The organism is Paraburkholderia sp. J67, from assembly GCF_905220265.1.
GTDB lineage: Bacteria > Pseudomonadota > Gammaproteobacteria > Burkholderiales > Burkholderiaceae > Paraburkholderia.
This window is the reverse complement of sequence record NZ_CAJMZK010000027.1, coordinates 105,488-122,778: the sequence shown is the minus strand read 5'-3', so window position 1 is coordinate 122,778 and position 17,291 is coordinate 105,488. Positions and strand designations below refer to the sequence as shown.

Genomic DNA, 17,291 nt, shown 5'->3' with positions numbered 1-17,291 from the left:
ACGTTTCGCGTGCGAGACGTGCCCAGAAGCCTTCGTAGTCGCCTTCGGCTTCGGCGACGAGCGCCTTATATGCGTCCATGCCGGACACCGTGGCGTCCGCCACCGTTTGTGCGGAAGGAGCAAGCACGCGATGTTCATGAAGAACCGATTCAATTGCAGACATGTGAATTCCGTATCGTGTATCGAGCGCCCGACAGCCGCTTGCCGCTGCGCCACCGCTTTTTTTCGAAAAGCGAACGCTGGAAAGGTCCCTCCCGCGAGCTGGATCGCGGAGTAGAACAATCCAGAGTGTCGTTCAGTTGTGAATCATGAGGCACACTTGGCGACGCCGGTGTCAGGCAAACTTACCTGAGCTGGCCTCCTGGAGACCGCCGGATTGCCGTACCGTGGCAGTCATCCAGGGTGCGCGGCATGACAGGCGCCGCGCGATGCGCTCAGAAGAAGCCGAGCGCCTCGGGCTGGTAACTCACCAGCAGGCACTTGGTCTGCTGATAATTCGACAACGCCATCTTGTGGGTTTCCCGGCCGATTCCCGACTGTTTGTAGCCACCGAACGCCGCATGCGCGGGATACAGGTGGTAGCAATTGGTCCACACACGTCCAGCCTCGATCTCGCGGCCCATTCTGTACGCGCGAGTGCCGTCGCGGGTCCATACTCCGGCGCCAAGCCCATAGTACGTGTCGTTCGCGATCTCGATGGCTTCCTGTTCGTCCTTGAAAGTCATGACCGAGGCAACCGGCCCAAAAATCTCTTCCTGAAACACGCGCATCTTGTTGTGGCCAAACAGCATGGTCGGTTTCACGTAGAAACCGTTGCCGAGTTCGGCGCCAGGGGCCGCGCGTTCGCCGCCAGTCAGACATTGCGCGCCTTCGCCCCGCCCGATGTCGATATACGACATGATCTTGTCGAGTTGCTGTTGCGACGCCTGTGCGCCGATCATTGTATCGAGGTCCAGCGGGTGCCCAATCTTGATGCGTTCGACGCGGGCAATTGCCTTCTCGATGAAACGCTCGTAAATCGATTCCTGAATCAGCACGCGTGACGGGCACGTGCAGACTTCACCCTGATTCAGCGCAAACATGGCGAGCCCCTCGAGCGCCTTGTCCAGGAACACGTCGTCATGGTCGAGCACGTCGGCGAAGAAGATGTTCGGGCTCTTGCCACCCAGTTCGACCGTTGACGGGATCAGATTCTCCGCCGCCGCGTGAAGGATGCGCTTGCCGACAGGCGTCGAGCCCGTGAACGCGATCTTTGCGATGCGCGTGCTGGTTGCCAGCGCCTCGCCCGCCTCCCTGCCAAAGCCGTTGACGATGTTGATCACCCCCGCCGGGAACAGGTCACCGATCAGCTCGATCAGCACGAGCACTGACGCCGGCGTCTGCTCGGCGGGCTTCATCACGACGCAGCAGCCTGCCGCGAGTGCAGGCGCAAGCTTCCATGCCGCCATCAGCAGCGGAAAGTTCCAGGGAATGATCTGGCCAACGACGCCCAAAGGCTCGTGAAAATGATAGGCAACCGTGTTGTCGTCGATCTCCGAGATGCCACCCTCCTGCGCCCGGATACACCCCGCGAAATAGCGGAAATGATCGATGGCGAGCGGCAGATCTGCGGCCATCGTTTCGCGCAGCGGCTTGCCATTGTCGATCGTCTCGGCGACGGCGAGCAGCCTGAGATTCTTTTCCATCCGGTCGGCCGCCGCGAGCAGCAGGTTCGCTCGCTCGGTCACCGATGTCTTGCGCCATTTGCGGCGCGCCGCATGTGCAGCGTCGATGGCGAGATCAATATCGGCGCCGCGCGAGCGGGGCACGCTACAGAACGGCTGCCCGTTGATCGGCGACATGTTCTCGAAATAGTCTCCGTCGAGCGGCGCCACCCACTTGCCACCGATATAGTTTTCGTACTGCTTATGATAAGGATACTCGATATCAAGGCCCAGTTGCTTCAGATCAAACGGGTTCATCTGGTGTCTCCTGCTCAATATGTGAGGTTGAAAGCGTGCCGACGGCACGCCCCGTTACCTGCAAACTACGTGCCATGCTGGCATGGGGCGGTCTGGGGCCGGCTCGCTGAACGAAATCCAGAGGCATGCGTGCTCGAGTGTTGCAATACGGATCACTCAGTGTCACAGACTGCGATCCTGTTGCAGATCGGCACAGGGTGGCTGATCTGCGGTCGCACTCAACTCAGCACAGCACCGACGCAGTAGCGGATTTCCTCGATAGTTCCCAGTCCTGAAACCCTGCGGTAGACCGGCGCTGCAAGGCCGTTTTCGGCACCGCGAATAGCCCAGTCGCTGTAGTAGCCGATCAGCGGTCGGGTCTGCGCCTCATATACGTCGAGGCGCTTCCTGACCGTATCTTCGTGGTCGTCGTCGCGCTGGATCAGCGGCTCGCCCGTGATGTCGTCGATGCCCTCGACCTTCGGCGGACTGAAACGCATGTGGTAGGTACGTCCTGACGCCGCGTGCACGCTGCGACCGCTGATGCGCTCGATGATCTCCGACGCTGGCACGTCGATTTCGAGCACGTAGTCGATCGCGACTCTAGCGTCCTTCATGGCATCGGCCTGCGGGAGCGTACGCGGGAAGCCGTCGAACAGATAGCCGTTCACGCAGTCAGGCTGCGCCAGCCGCTCCTTGACCAGACCGATGATCAGCGCATCCGGCACCAGCTTGCCTGCGTCCATGTAGCTCCTCGCCTCCACGCCGAGCGGCGTACCGGCCTTGACTGCAGCGCGCAGCATGTCGCCCGTCGAGATCTGCGGGATGCCGAACCTTTCCTTGATGAATGTGGCCTGAGTGCCTTTGCCGGCGCCGGGGGCGCCCAACAGAATCAAACGCATGATGAATCTCCTGGTATCTGCGCACGGCGTGGTGAAAGCCCAGTGCATCCGCCCGGGCCTGAAATCAGCGCACTTGCACCCAATTTCCGGACGCAAGTGCGCTTTATCGATCAGAAGTGGTGCGCGATGCCGACGTTGACCAGCACGGTCTTTTCACCTGGGGCCGTGCCACCGGCGACAATCGACGTCTTGAGACTTTCGAGTGGATCGGCGGTACCGACCGCACCGGCATCAACGTACGCGACCTGTGCATACACAACAGTGCGCTTCGATAACGCGTAATCGTCACCCAGCACCAGCGACCGCGTCGTACTGTTGTGGCTGCCACGATACGTGTTGTAGTAACCGGCCAGTTCAGCCGTATTCGCGACGCTCCACTGGTAGCTGACGCCCGGACTGATCGAAGTCACATGCGAGATGTCTGGACCATAGATTGAGCGGTCTATCACGTCGAAATAGTTGAGCTTGCCGGTTACCGGGCCAAACGATTTGGCCACGCCCACGCTCCACAGACGGCTCACGTTCTCCCCGGTCACGGAATCAGCCACCTGCTGCCAAGCCGCGGACGCCGTGACCGGACCGGTATAGGTCGCGCCCAGCGAGATCTCATTGCCCTTGTGCAGGCTGCCCGCCACTCCGCCAAACGAATACGCGGCGCCAAGCCAGACGGGACCAAGCGTGTTCGAGTACTGCAGCGCATTGCCGATAAAGACGCCAACGTCGTTACCGGAGTTGGTGCCCGCGCCCAGCGCATTGCCGGGTGCCGCGAGCTGGTTGTAGGCCCAGGTGTACAGGTTCGACAGGTTCTCGGCGAATGCGCGCGGCTCGGTCGTGATGGCGGCCAGAATTGACGGGCTGTACATCCGGCCTAACGTGACTGAACCGTACGGCGTGGTCAACCCGACGTTGGCCTGACGCCGGAAGATTTCCGACTGGTACCCGGGCCCCATCATCATGGTGCCGTTATTGCTGGCGAAGTGAGATTCCAGATCGAAGGTGGCGGCCATGCCGCCTCCCAGATCCTCATTACCCTTCAAGCCCCAGACGCTCGGATCAATACCGCCCGTCGCGAGCTGGAATTGGGAACCCTGTCCGGTGGCCGCACGATTCTGATAGAGCACACCGGCATCGATCGTGCCGTAGAGCGTTACCGAAGATTGCGCTGCCGCCGCGCTTGCGATCGTTGCCAGTGCGACAGCCAGCGTAATGCCTCGATAGTGTCTTGTATGCATCATGTCTCCTTGATTTTCTGATTGGATCAAACCTGAACAGCTCTCTTCTTTTCAACCACGAACCGCCCAATGGGATCGGCCTGCGAGGGAATTTCAACGATCATTCCGGTTTTTAATATGTCATTCGCGATCCATATATTTTGTAATACTAAATAAATAAACGTTTAAGTTCCCTGATGCACGAAACTTGGCATCAGAGGCTCATCGAATGCCCCCTCTCGTCTCCCGGGACGGGCCAAAGCGACATCGCTGTGACGATACCCAGCCACAACACGCCCACCCACCTGACGCCGGCGACCCCGACGAACGCGCCGAAAAGCATCAGCAGCCAGCCCGCCAGGATCGCGAATGCCGCGGCGTATTGGCGCGTACGCCTGGCCTCGCGCCATGTCAGCGACAGCACGACGAACATGACGCACAGGGTTGCGGCAAACCAGACCGGGTTGTATCGCGTTGCCGCGAACCAGCTCGCCCCGAATAGCCCGGCGTACGTGGTCCAGCAGATCGCGCACTTCGGCGCGACGATCTGCAGTGCGAAAACCGTCAACCGCAGACCGCAGGAGACGACCCCGGGCGTGGCGAGGCATTCGTCTGATGCCCCTGAACGGCATGGGCATCGAGCGTCAAGGCCAGGCATGGAATGACCCGGCGATATTGATCATCGTGGCATCGTGCGAGCCGCCTGCGCGCAGCAAGCGTGCCGAGTTGAACGTGACCGACACCGAGCTCGCGACCATCAACGCGGCTGCCATGGCCGGAGAGACGCGCCCTGTCAGCGCAAGCGGAATCGCCAGCAGGTTGTATGCGGCCGCGGCGATGAGGTTCTGCTTCATGGTGCGCGCGGTATGCTGCGCGATCAGCAGTGCGTGATCGAGACGCGCAATCCCGCCGCCCGTCAGCACGATCGCGGCCGACGCCACCGACGATGCCGTAGCGCCCTCCACCGCCACGCCAAGATCCGCTGCGGCAAGCGCTGGCGCATCGTTGAGACCGTCACCAACGAACATCACGCAGGCGCCGGCAGTCTGGGCAGCGTGGATGTGGCGCGCCTTGTCTTCAGGCGATTGTTCGGCGAAGACGTCGGTTTCCGGAATACGCACCTTGCGTGCGATGTCCCGAGCGACATCGGCGGCGTCGCCACTCAATATCGAAACGGCCAGACCGGACATGCGCAGACGCGTCACGACATCCCTGACACCGGGTCTTGGCGTATCGGCGAAGGCCAGCGCACCGAGCCAGCGATCCCCGCGCACCACATGCGCCAGCGTATGCGGTATGGAGTTGACCGGCACGGCGACGCCGCTTTCGGCCAGCCACGCAGCCTGTCCCACGCGCAGGCAGGTGCCATCCGCGCCCAGCCATTCGACGCCGGCACCGGGCACCGCCCGGCAGGTCCCGACGGCGCGATCGAGCGCCTTGAGACGTCCCGCCGACACCAGCGAACGAATCGATTTAGCCAGCGGATGCTCGCTGCCGCGCTCGGCCAGCGCCGCCATTTCGATCAGGAAATCGCGGTCGATACCCGGTGCGAGGCGCAAGTTCACGAGCCTGGGCCGGCCCTCGGTTAGCGTCCCCGTCTTGTCCAGATAGACCTGCGAGATTTGCCCTGCCTTTTCCAGGGCTTCGACGTCGCGAAACAGGATGCCTTCCCGCGCAGCTCGCCCGACACCCGCCGACAGTGCCAGCGGCACCGCCATGCCCAGCGCGCACGGACATGTGATTACCAGCACCGCCACCGCATGCTCGAACGCCATCGGCCACGCCATGCCGCGGTGCAGGCCCAGCGCGCAGGCACCAACGGCCAGCATGCAGATCGCCGGCACCAGATGGCGCGTGAACCGTTCGGCGAGAGTCTGCGAGGCGGTCTTGCGCGCCAGCATGCGACGCACTTCGCGCGCGATCCGGTCGACCCGACGCTCCCCCCATGCGCCGTGTACCCGCACGATCAGTTCGCCATCGCCGTTGAGCGTCCCCGCCTCCACCGCGTCGCCGCAGCCGACTTTCGCGGGCTGCGTCTCGCCCGTCAGCAGCGAGCGATCGAGTAGCGACGCGCCATGCACAACGATACCGTCGAGCGGAATACGCTCACCGGGCCGGATCCGGATGGAGGCGCCCAGCGCGATCCGCTTGGCGAGCATCACCGCCTCCGAACCATCGGTGTTGACGACGCAAACCTGCTCCGGCGGCAGATCGAGCAGGGTTCGCACGGCATCCGCGGAGCGGGCTCGCACCGATATTTCGATCAGGCGACCCGCGAGCAGGAAGGTCACGATCGTGGCCGCCGAATCAAAGTAGACTGCGGGGTCACCGTGCGCGAGACGCCACAACGACAAGGCGAAGGCTCCCAGCGCGCCAAGCGACACCAGCAGGTCCATGCCCGGCGCGCCAGCACGCAAGGTGCGCCAGCCGGCGCGAAGGAACGGCAACGCGCACCAGCCGATGATCGGCAAACACGTCACCCCGGCACACAGTGCGAAGGCGTATTGCACAGGCCGGGACAGCGTGCCGTCGGGGGACAGATAGAGCGTCCATTGCGCGATCATTACCCACATGTCGAAGAAGGCCGCCACGGCGAGACGCAAGCACAGACCCCGCCTGATCCTCGCAAAGTGCGCGCGGCGGTCGTGGCCGGTACCCTCCGCAGCGCAGGCGTAACCGACCTTTTCGACGGCCGAGAGGATCGTATCGAGTGTGGTCGCATGTGGATCCCACTGCAGTTGGGCCGACTCCGAGGCGAAACTGACAGTGGCATCGAGCACGCCAGGCTGACGCTTCATCATGCGCTCCACGACATTGGCACAGCTCGTGCACCACATGCCGCGCACGTCGAGCGTGATGCTGTCGAGGATCGATGCGGTGCTCTTGGACATAGGGCTATTGCGCCGACTTCAACTCGGCGCCGCCCTTCCACGGCGTGGCGCGATGGCCAAGGCGATCACGTTCGGTCTTGACGAGCGAAGCGTCGAGCGCAGGCGCATGATTGCCGAAACTCAAGCGCACATAGCTGCCGACGGCGGCGATTTCCGCATCGGACAACGTCCCGCCAAACGTCGGCATCGTGCCGCTGAAGCTCTCCCCCTTGACCGACAGCGCGCCCTCGATGCCCAGCAGGAGGATATCGGCAAGCTTGTGCGCGTCGCCATTCACCCACTCTGATCCCGCAAGCGGCGGGAACATGCCCGGCAGACCGCTGCCCGTCGCCTGGTGGCACGCGGCGCACCGGCTCGCAAAGATCTGCGCACCGTCTGGCCCTGGCGCTTTCGCCGCACCCGATTGGGCCGCCGTGCTGGCCGCGCTCCCCTGCCCGGGCAAATACATTTCCAGCCAGAAATAGCTGGCGCCCCAGACCGTCAGCGAGAGCACGGTGATCCACAGCAACCAGGGCACAGGATTGGTGTGCTCCCCAGGCTCCGCGTGCTCGTGCAGATCAATCAGGGAGTCGTGTTGGGAACGGCGTTTCATTGCATGGCTCCAGCTTCGGAAGCGGAAATCGGATAAGTGTGGTTGAGCGAAATCAGGTAGGCCGCCAGATCGAGCGCTTCCTGCGTAGCGACGATCTGGCCCTGCGCTGGCGCACACTGCGGCGGCAGGCTGATCACCTTTTCGCCGGGCGCGGCCTGCGTGACATGCCGGAACAGGAACGGATACGACGGCATCACGCTGCCCGGCGACACCGCTCGCGGCTGATACAGATGTACAAGATTCCAGTCGAGGCTCGGCTGGCGTGCGCCGATATTGAACAGGTCAGGCCCGGTGCGGGCAACGCCAAGCTGATGCGGATCGTCATAGGCATAGTCGGCCGGCACCGAGGGGCGCCCCCAGCCGCGCAGCGCATCGGGGCCGAAGCTGGACGCGCGCGGTTGCTGCGTATGGCAGTAGACGCAGCCCATCGAGATATAGGTGGCGCGGCCGCGCAACTGGGCTATCGTGTACGGTGCGAGCCCCTCCGGTGCCGCCACGGCCCGCAATTGCCGATACGGCAAGGCCACCAGCAGCAGCGTGGCAAGCGCCAGCATGATCAGCGCGCCGATGAAAATGGTCAGCAGCCGGTTCATGCCTGCACTCCCAGAGAACCGGCTTGCTTGATACCCACGCGATCCATCCGGTGCACACGGCGCCCGACTACCATCGCAAAGAAGTGACCGGCGAAGATCACATGACCGAGTGTCATTAACGCACCGCCGACCGTGCGCGCCAGCAGCCAGGGTTCGAGCAGCGTCACTGATTCGATGAACGGACGCGAGGCATCGAGTAGTGCGATGCCCTGAAGTACGCCGCCAATCGTCAGTGCTACGAAATAGATCGCGAAGCCGACGCAGACCAGCCAGAAGTGCGCCGCGATCAGGCGCGGGTACGGCCACGGACGTTCGAGAACGCGCGGCATGATGAAATAGATCGAGCCGAACATGATCATGGAGAAAAAGCCGTAGACCCCGAGGTGCGCATGCGCGACCTTGTATTGCGTGAAATGGACCAGCCGGTTGAAGAACGGCACGGCCTCGAGCGAACCCTGCAGGGACACCAGCGTGTACAGCATCGCGCCGAGCACCACGAAGCGCAGCGTCGGTGAATGGCGCAACGCGGCGAACCGCCCCACCACGGTCATATGCTGGTTCACGCCGACAGCCAGCACTGGCACGATCATCATCACGCTCTGCACCACCGACACGCTGACCAGCCAGCCGGGCACTGGCCCTCCGATCAGGTGATGGATGCCGGCCTGACTGTAGAACATCGCGAGCGCCCAGAAGCCGACCAGCGAGAGGCTGTACGAATAGATCGGACGCCCGAGCACCTTGGCGATGAAGTAGTAGGCCGAAGCCAGACCGATCGGCGTGAGCCAGAGGCCCAACACGTTGTGCGCGTACCACCAGTTGACGATCGCCTGCTCGACGCCGGAATGGACGTGCGGGACCTTGGCGACCACATAGAGGATCGGGAACCACAGCAGCGCCGCGCTCGCATACCAGACCGACACGTACAGGTGATCGACAGTGCGCCGGCGCAGCGTGCACAGCAGCGGCACCGCGCAGAGCGCGCCGCCTGCGGCAAACAGGATGCCAATCTGCCAGGGGATCTCGAGCCATTGCTGGCCGTCGGTCCAGCCGCACAGGATCGCCGAGACGCCGCCCGCCACCGCGCCATTCCAGGCCAGCGCACCGAGCGTGGCGAAGCGCGCACCGACCAGCTCGGTGCCGAGCAGGCGCGGCAGCATCCACAGCACGACGCCAAGGCCGGCCATCGAAGCCCAGCCGTATGCGACCATGTTCAGATGAGCGGTGCGGATCCGGCCGAACGTGACCCAGGCGCTCTGCGCGAGGAAGTCGGGTGAGGTCAGCCTCTGTGAGGCAATCAGGCCGGCCAGCGAGCCCAGCACAAGCCAGACGATCGAGGACGTCAGGAAAGCGAAGGCTGGGCGACGGCTCGAGCGGTCCTGCTTCAGACGCGCTTCGCAAGCGTCGGGCGCGAGGGCGTGATGCGCGGTGCCGGCGTGAACGCCGCCCTCCGCTGCGCGCTCGACGGCCTGCAACGCCGCGAGCTGCTGCTCCGGCGCGGCGGGATCCTCGACGACACCGACCTCGTCCGCGGCGAAGATCACCTCTGCCGCTGCGGGGCCGGCGCGCATGAGCCCGTTGGTCTGGGCCCAGATGAACAGGAACAGGCCGAGCACGGAGATCAGGAATGAAAGCGCCAGAAGTGCGCCGATTGTCAGTGTCATGCGGGGAATGCCGTGGTCAGGAACGGGAAGTGTCGGGCGAGCCGGCACCAGGCGTGTTCAGGTGCGCTTTGCATAGACGTTGCACCAGCCGTCTGCGGACACGGCCTTGCCCGGGAACATCGGGCACGGCCCTGAGGTCTCATTGGCCGCGCCGGTGTAGAAGCGGCAGTTCGCACACTTCTGGCCCGCCTGATACTTGGGAAAGTGTGCAGCGTCGACTGTGCTGGCCCTGGCGCGATAACCAAGGCCCCTGGCGGCCGGGTCGTTCTCGTCGACGGACGGCGCACCTGCCTGGGCGCGTTGCGCCACGGCGAGTGCCGCGCACAGGCCTACGGTGTGGATAATGAAAGTTCTGCGTGCGTGGGAAACCATGATGGAGTGCTCGTTAAGAAGTTGAATTCGTGAGGTGCAGCGCAGGCCCGAACTAGTCCTGAGCCAATGCGAATACGTAAAGCGTGCCGCCGCGCGGAACATCCTTCGCAACGTCGGCCATCGGGCCGCCCCAGATCGGATTGGCGCCGCCGTAGCCAGCCAGCACTGCTACGTATTCCTTGCCTTCGACTTCGAATACGGAAGGTTGCGCGATGATGCCGCTCGCCAGTTGCGGGCTGGTCCAGAGGATCTTGCCGGTTGCGGTATCAAACGCATACAGATGGCCGTCGAGCGAACCACTGAAGGCAAGGCCGCTCGACGTGGTAGCCACACCGCCATTCCAGGGCATTTGGGTCCAGTGACTCCAGAGTTTTTTGCCGGTATTCACGTCGATCGCCTGCAGTTCACCGTAACCCTCACTGCCCGGTTCCGGCTTGATCTCGAAGCCTTCGCCGAGATACGGCAGTCCTTCCATGTAGCTCACCGACTTGCCCGACAGGCTCATACAGGCGTGCAAGGTCGGCACCACGGCAATATGACGGCTCGGGTCGTATGACACCGACCACCAGTTCTTGCCGCCCAGGAAACTCGGGCAGGTTTCGATAGTCGCACCGGCTTTCGGATACTTGCTGGCGTCGGCAATCGGCTGTCCGTCCTTCGTGTAGCCCGTGACGGATTCCGTCTTGACGAACGCCTTGGCATAGATCAGCTTGCCGGTAGTGCGATCGATTGCGTGGAAGAAGCCATTGCGGTCGGCGTGCACGATCGCGTCGTAGTCCTTCCCCTGGTAGGTAATCCTGGCGAGGATCGGCGTGTTGACGCCGTCATAGTCCCACGTGTCGTTACGCGTGAACTGGTAGTGCCACTTTAGGTCGCCGTTCTTTGGATTGAGCGCGAGCAGTGAATCGGAGTACAGATTGTCGCCAGGACGCAGTGCGGCCAGCCATGGGCCGGGGTTGCCCACGCCCCAATACAGCGTGTTTGAGGAGACGTCGTAGGTACCGGTCAGCCAGGCCGCGCCGCCACCGTGATCCTGCATGCCGTCGGGCCATGTATCGCTGCCCTTCTCTCCCTTGCCCGGGATCGTGTAGCGCTTCCACTGGATCGAACCATCCTCGGGATTCAGCGCCGTGATATAGCCACGAATCCCGTACTCGCCACCCGACGTGCCCACGACGATCGAACCGTTCAGCGCGAGCGGCGCGAGCGAGAACGCGTAGCCAAGCCCCGGCTCGAACATCTGTTTTTTCCAGACCAGATTGCCGGTCTGGGCATCGATCGCCGCCACCTCGCCGCTGAGCATCGCGACATAGACGTTCTTTCCATACAGCGCGACGCCGCGGTTGACCACATCGCAACAGGCCGTTTTGAACGACTCCGGCCCGAGCTTCGGCTCAAACTTCCAGAGTTGTTCACCCGTCTTCGCGTTGAACGCGTAAACGTTGTCCTTCGGCGTGCTCACGAACAAATAGTCGCCGTTGATGATCGGGGTTGCTTCGAAGCCCTGCTTCAGGTCGTCAGGGAACTTGTAGGCCCATGCCTGCTTCAGATTCGCCACGCTCGCGAGATTGATCTGCTTCAGCGGCGAATGCGATTGACCGTTATAGGTGCGGTAATAGGTCAGCCAGCCCGGATCGTTCTGCGCGTTGGCCAGCCTACTGAATGTGACCGGCGGATAGTCGGCGGCCGCGTAGGCCATGCCGCCACTGAGCATGGTGGCTGCGGCAAGCCCGATCCCCCACGATGTCATTCGGAATGCCGAAACTACACGTTCTCTCATCTTTGTCTCCAAATTCGTTTGCATGACCGTTCTTAAACAAGCGGGAACACCAGATACCCGGGCGGGCAAGGGCTTATCGCCGTCGCTACAAAGCAAACCCCGTGCCATCACGACGCGATGCCTGCTGGATATGGGTTTCAGCGGTTTTTGTCGCCGCTTCGCGCACGAAACCGTCAGCACGATATCTGTTGCGTTTCGTCACAGCCGGCCAACGAACGTGTCACCAAACAGGACAGCGAACGATGCAGGCTGGGTGCGGCACACATGGTTCGCCAGTCATCATCGACGATGATATTTGCATAGGACTGCGTAGCTATTCACCGAGCCGCACTGAACACACGCGGAAGAGAGGGTGGAGTGGCGTTGAAAACTTGCCAAAGGTAAATCGGCACAACGGCAGGCGCGACGACGGGTCAGAAGGCCGTCGACGGATTTTGGTCGAGTTCGGCGAATTCGCGCCAGGTAACGACCCGGGCTGCGAGTTGTTTGCGACAAAGTGAGGCGCGTATCAGATGACGCTTCAGTCCGAGGTGTTGCCGGATCGGCCAGAACCACGAGAGAAATTTTTTGTGTGCATTCCGGGTCGAGAAAGCCACGCATGCGCCGTGCGCGTTCACGAGTTGGCTGGTGACATTCTCGGCACGGTTGTTTAGCCGGGCTGCTGAACTGAAGATCGCGCGGGTTAGGTGCACAAGCCCGGGATCTCGGTCTTCGACGCCGATAGCTGCGCACTGATCGGTGACGATCCAGTGCGGCCCCGGGTTGGGGCGCATCAGGCGCTTGAAGAAGCGCTTGGCGGCAGCCTTTATCTCTGGACGCCAGTTCACTTCGATACTGACCGAATCACCACGACATTGGAAGGGCCACTTCTGCTTTGCTCCAGCGTGCTTACTACCACTGCCCTCCCACATAGACATCAAGAGGGGCACCCCTCATCTTGTCATGTCAAAGCCACTTTCAAATCTCCGACCGGACATTACCGTGTAGCCACTACAATTATGCTCTGTCCAAAGGGCGATCATAACTATTATGTTAAATAATAAGCCACTTGCCGCGTTGTTGGGTGGCCGCGCTCGCCTACGGTTTTCGCAATCGCTTTCGGCGACCAATCTCAGACCACGCGCGATAGCTCGAACCCTTTGTGGTCTGCATCATCTTGTGTCTCCATTCTTACGGGGATCTACTTTGCAGCCAACTCCCAAAGAGCAGTCCTGTCATTGACTTGCTAAAGGCGACCGGGCCAATTAGTGTTCGGCGTAGCGGCGATTCGCCGTTGACGATTTCGTGCGAGCCAAGCCACTGCGCGGTTATCCGCCGTTGAACGCCGGCTTTCCCTTGAGAATAAATGCCCGGACGGCGCCACGGAAATCGGCTTCCCCGGCGCATTTCACAAAACTTTCCTGCTCCGCGAGCAGTTGTTCGGACAGCGTCCGGCTTAGTGAGTCGTTCAGCAAGGCCTTCGTCCTACCGAGCGCTAACGCGGGCCCTTCGGCAAGACGGATCGCCATAGCACGTGTGGCGCTCGCCAGATCCGCCGCAGACACAACACGATTCAGCAGGCCCAACTCCAGAGCTCGATCGGCGTTTATCCGATCGCCCAACAACGCAAATTCTGTCGCCAACTTCAGACCCACAATACGTGGCAGACCAAAGCTTCCACTCCCATCTGGGGTCGTACCGAGTTTGCAATAGGCCATTTCAAAAAATGCCTCGTCCGCTGCAATCGCCAGGTCGCAACTGTTCATGAGCGAAAGGCCAAAACCGGCGACTGCACCGCGAACACTTGCAATGATGGGTTTCCCCATGCAGCGCATCAACGAGATAGATTCATGGGCGCCCGCAATGAAATTCTGAAGTTCTAGCCGCCGTTCGTCCGATGGCCTGTCGAGCAGCGCCTGGAAAACCCAGATATCACCGCCGGCCATAAAATGCGCACCCGCTCCTTGCAAAACGACGACGCGCATTGCATCGTTCGCACTCACTCTCCGAAGTGCTTCCTGTAACTGCGCGCTCATCGAATGATCGAGCGCATTGAGCGCCTGTGGCCGATTCAGCGTGATCGTCGCAATGCCGTCCGCCTGGTCACAATCGAGTAAAACAACGCTCTGGTTCATCGCATGCAACTCCTTTTGAACACACGCTTTCCTATTGCTCACATCACTATCTAATAAGGGTCGCGAATGCCGGTAATGCCACGCTCGCGTAGCGCACGAATCAGTGTCGAGCGCTCCCTTGCGACGTTCGTCAAGGCCGGGCGGCGATGCGCTGCGATCTCCTCCGCCGTATAGGGCTTGAAGTCCTTCGGCAACGCAGCGGGGTTCATCGTCACGAGCAGCCAGTTCAGTACATCCGCAAGCTCCTGGTCCGACAACGCCGAATTGGATGCCCCCGGGACGCGCATGACGTACTCGCGTCCCTGCGGCAAATGCTCGAAGTACCCAAGCGAGTTGGCGAGCGGAGGAATCTTCCCGGCAACGCCCACCGCGCCTCGCGTATGGCAGCACATGCAGTTCAGCACCCAGTTCTGTTGTGCAAGCGCGCCGCCGGAAAGCGACTGCGCGCCCGCGATAACCGGGACTTGAACGAAGCAGAGGCATGCGAGTACATGCCATGCTATCTGCCTTGCACCTCTGACCCGCGCGCGCATCATGGCCCCGTCGATCTCGCGACGGCCGGCACACAAACGTCGGTGCCAGCGTGCGCTCCATGTATCGAGTTCATAGTCCCAATCCCTTCGTGACCGACGCACGTTGCGTATGCACTGCCGCTGCATCCAGGCTTTGCGCGCGGGCTGTGTGAATCTCGGCGGCCGTGAACGGCTTCGCGCCGCCATGCGACGGGTTCAGGTCGAACACGACGTAGTTCAGCACCTGCGCGAGGTCCTCATCGCTCAGAGTCGCGAAGCTCGGCATCTTGAAGTTGTAGCTCTTGTCATGCACCTTGATCTCGCCGAACATCCCGTGCACGACCGTCGCCGTCAACTGGGCACGTCCTTGCGCAACCGTCGAGTATTTGCCCGGATATTCCGTGAGCGGCGGTGCGAGGCCGTCCTGTCCTTTGCCACCCGCCTGATGGCACACGGCGCAATGCGCCCCGAACAGGCTCTCGCCTGCGGGAAAGTGTGCCGCCTGCTGTGCGTGGGCGATACCCGTATGAGTCGCAGTGGAACACAGGCTCCACAAGCGGCTCCAGATATCGCTTGACCACCGTCTGCGCGATGCGATCAGAGATCGTCGGAATGCCCAACGGCCTCGTGCCCACACCCCCCGCTTTGGGTATGTCAACCCGCAGAACCGGAGGTGGCATGTAACTGCCGGACGACATCCGATTCCAGATTCGATACAGATTGCTTTTCAGATCTGCCTCGAACTCCGCCATCGACTGCCCGTCCACACCCGCTGCCCCACGGTTGGCCTTCACCTGTTGATACGCTTCCCACACCTCACGTTTGGAAATACAAAACGGTTTTGCCTTATCCATGAAGGTCCTCCCCTAGCGGGTTGCCCGCACGATAAAGCCAGACGATGACGCCCCTTCGGTCCAGTCCCATTACAGGCCCTTCAACCCTACTACGGACGTCTCCGCCCCTGTGTCCCGCATCGGTACTCTCATCCTTGCGGAGGCCTTCCGCTTGGATTTCTCCCTTGGCATCAGGACGACAGGTTCCCAAATTCCTTACCGAAGCCTGAGTCAAAGTCACGCCGCCTTTATGCCGGATGCCGAATGGGCCGTCAGCAGGAATCGCCCAAACTCGTCCCGGAGCGTGCAATCCCCCCGGTTTTGACATCGATCATGATTTTTACGACACGTCATCAGCGGTTCACTCACGTTCGTCTCTTTGACTCCCACCTGCCGGGCTAAACCCCGACTTTTCCAACAACGCTCACCACGAGGGCTCTTAACCCACGCAGCTTGTGGCGGTTTGAAGCCTGCTCCTGCAAGCCGACTTCGAGGGGCCCTCCCTCATCTTCGGTAAAGCATCGCAAGCATCGATCAGTCGATGCCCGCGTTCTTGGCACACTCTGCACAAAAATCAAGGGCACCCCCAATAGAGAACCTCCAGCGCGGCCGCGACATGCATACGCTGCTGCGCGAGCGGACGAGGCAGAAGCGACTCGGCACGCTCCAGCCGCCGCAGCAGCGTATTGCGATGAACGTGCCCCTTCTCGGCGGCTTCAGTGGCGTTGCAACCTTCGGCGAGAAACAGGCGAAGCGCCTGGCGCAGCGACTTGTCTGCTGTGGCCAGATCACCCAGGGTGTGCGTGATGAACTACCCTTGACCATAACCGCTGTCGGGGCCTGCTCCAGCAGTTGCGGAAATACACACCCAGACGTATGCCGAAATCGCACCTGCTACGCCATGCAGGCAACAATATGCCTGCTCCGCAACGCACACTGCATCACATACTCAGGTCCGCTCCGTTGCCACGCACTGCATCGCGAATCTGGTCGTCCAGCGCAGTGAGCAGCGCGCGACGCCTGCGCTGAGCGGCATTCATGTCGGTCGCCTCGCTCGATAAACTCCGCTGAAACGTCGTCAGGACATGCCAGCGACGCCATAGACGCTTTGCCCCACAATCCTGAGCGAGGAGCCGATAGTCCGCCTTGACTCGCCGCTTGCGGAACATATAACGCCAACTCGAATATACGTGTGCCTCGTTCGACACGATCAGGGCGGTCCTCGCCCCCATCTCGCGCGCGAGCGAATTCGCCAGATAGATGATCAGGGGCTTCGGCCGCAGGCCTGACCACTTTCTCGTCAGCGAGCGGTACAGTGCTCGTCCGTCAACCGACGTATCGGGACCCTGGATGCATCCGATCAGCAACTGTGGTCTCCCCGCCCTGCCTCCAACCGAGGCTATACAGAACGAGCAGGACACCACGCGTACGCCGCCGCTATCGCGAATGCAGATCGTCCAATCGCCTTCCTTCTGAAACCGTTCAAGCGATTCGGCGTTCACGTCCCATGTCTGGCCGGCGACGACGAGTGTCGCGAGCCGGATACAACCCGATTCGATCAACTCGCGCGCAATGCGAGGTGCGCGCGTGACGGTAAGGTAGTCGTGCTCGAGACTCACTCGCAGACGGGTATGCGAATCAAGTCCGGCATGCATAAATGGACGGTGGATGCGCTCAATATTGAACGGCACCCGATCGACGGCTGTCCGGAAAGGGGCCTGCGAACAGCGCTCTAGCCAGCGAAGCGTGGTGCGCAACCAGACCATCGCGCGCATCAGAAAGCGAATGCGCCTCCATCGGTGATAGCTCGTCGGCAAGGGGTACGCCTTGCATGCATACGCCCAGAGGAACGCCAAGCTGCTTCTAAACGAACGCTTTGAGGCAGAA

At 61.7% G+C, this 17,291-nt stretch carries 15 protein-coding genes and 1 pseudogene; all 16 read right to left on the bottom strand.

The window, feature by feature from the left end:
- Window positions 1-434: 434 nt before the first annotated feature.
- Window positions 435-1,961, bottom strand: a complete 1,527-nt coding sequence (locus U5782_RS33150; protein WP_322048079.1) for an aldehyde dehydrogenase family protein — start codon at window positions 1,959-1,961, stop codon at window positions 435-437.
- Window positions 1,962-2,179: 218 nt separating this feature from the next.
- Window positions 2,180-2,842: an adenylate kinase gene (gene adk, locus U5782_RS33145; protein ID WP_322048071.1), complete on the bottom strand. Its 663-nt coding sequence runs from the start codon at window positions 2,840-2,842 to the stop codon at window positions 2,180-2,182.
- 110 nt (window positions 2,843-2,952) lie between these two features.
- A complete protein-coding gene (locus U5782_RS33140) occupies window positions 2,953-4,077 on the bottom strand; it encodes a porin (RefSeq protein ID WP_322048070.1) in 1,125 nt (374 codons plus the stop codon).
- A 190-nt stretch (window positions 4,078-4,267) separates the two neighbouring features.
- A complete protein-coding gene (locus U5782_RS33135) occupies window positions 4,268-4,621 on the bottom strand; it encodes a hypothetical protein (protein WP_322048069.1) in 354 nt (117 codons plus the stop codon).
- A gap of 76 nt (window positions 4,622-4,697) precedes the next feature.
- Complete coding sequence (locus U5782_RS33130) at window positions 4,698-6,944, bottom strand: cation-translocating P-type ATPase (RefSeq protein ID WP_322048068.1); 2,247 nt, start codon at window positions 6,942-6,944, stop codon at window positions 4,698-4,700.
- Window positions 6,945-6,948: 4 nt separating this feature from the next.
- Entirely contained in the window at window positions 6,949-7,536 is a 588-nt protein-coding gene (locus U5782_RS33125) for a cytochrome c (protein WP_322048067.1), read from the bottom strand.
- The gene (locus tag U5782_RS33120) at window positions 7,533-8,129 is read right to left on the bottom strand and encodes a cbb3-type cytochrome c oxidase subunit II (protein WP_322048066.1); all 597 of its coding nucleotides are present in this window, start codon (window positions 8,127-8,129) and stop codon (window positions 7,533-7,535) included. The genes U5782_RS33125 and U5782_RS33120 overlap by 4 nt, the downstream gene beginning before the upstream one ends.
- Window positions 8,126-9,793, bottom strand: coding sequence for a cbb3-type cytochrome c oxidase subunit I (locus U5782_RS33115; protein WP_322048065.1), 1,668 nt, complete (start codon window positions 9,791-9,793; stop codon window positions 8,126-8,128). Before U5782_RS33115 ends, U5782_RS33120 begins: the two co-directional genes overlap by 4 nt.
- A 57-nt stretch (window positions 9,794-9,850) precedes the next feature.
- Window positions 9,851-10,165: a high-potential iron-sulfur protein gene (locus U5782_RS33110; protein ID WP_322048064.1), complete on the bottom strand. Its 315-nt coding sequence runs from the start codon at window positions 10,163-10,165 to the stop codon at window positions 9,851-9,853.
- 52 nt (window positions 10,166-10,217) lie between these two features.
- Window positions 10,218-11,945, bottom strand: coding sequence for a methanol/ethanol family PQQ-dependent dehydrogenase (locus tag U5782_RS33105; RefSeq protein ID WP_322048063.1), 1,728 nt, complete (start codon window positions 11,943-11,945; stop codon window positions 10,218-10,220).
- A 413-nt stretch (window positions 11,946-12,358) separates the two neighbouring features.
- A pseudogene (locus U5782_RS33100) lies at window positions 12,359-12,751 on the bottom strand (DDE-type integrase/transposase/recombinase); the annotation flags it as partial.
- A 501-nt stretch (window positions 12,752-13,252) separates the two neighbouring features.
- Window positions 13,253-14,059 carry an enoyl-CoA hydratase/isomerase family protein gene (locus U5782_RS33095; protein ID WP_322048062.1) on the bottom strand — a complete coding sequence of 269 codons (807 nt, stop codon included), beginning with the start codon at window positions 14,057-14,059 and terminating at the stop codon, window positions 13,253-13,255.
- A gap of 50 nt (window positions 14,060-14,109) precedes the next feature.
- Entirely contained in the window at window positions 14,110-14,595 is a 486-nt protein-coding gene (locus U5782_RS33090) for a c-type cytochrome (RefSeq protein ID WP_415914445.1), read from the bottom strand.
- A 67-nt stretch (window positions 14,596-14,662) separates the two neighbouring features.
- A complete protein-coding gene (locus U5782_RS33085) occupies window positions 14,663-15,118 on the bottom strand; it encodes a c-type cytochrome (RefSeq protein WP_415914448.1) in 456 nt (151 codons plus the stop codon).
- Window positions 15,119-15,978: 860 nt separating this feature from the next.
- A complete protein-coding gene (locus U5782_RS33080) occupies window positions 15,979-16,170 on the bottom strand; it encodes a helix-turn-helix domain-containing protein (RefSeq protein WP_322048077.1) in 192 nt (63 codons plus the stop codon).
- A gap of 175 nt (window positions 16,171-16,345) precedes the next feature.
- On the bottom strand, window positions 16,346-17,221 hold the full coding sequence (locus U5782_RS33075; protein WP_322048060.1) for a DUF535 family protein: 876 nt from the start codon (window positions 17,219-17,221) through the stop codon (window positions 16,346-16,348).
- Window positions 17,222-17,291: the final 70 nt, after the last annotated feature.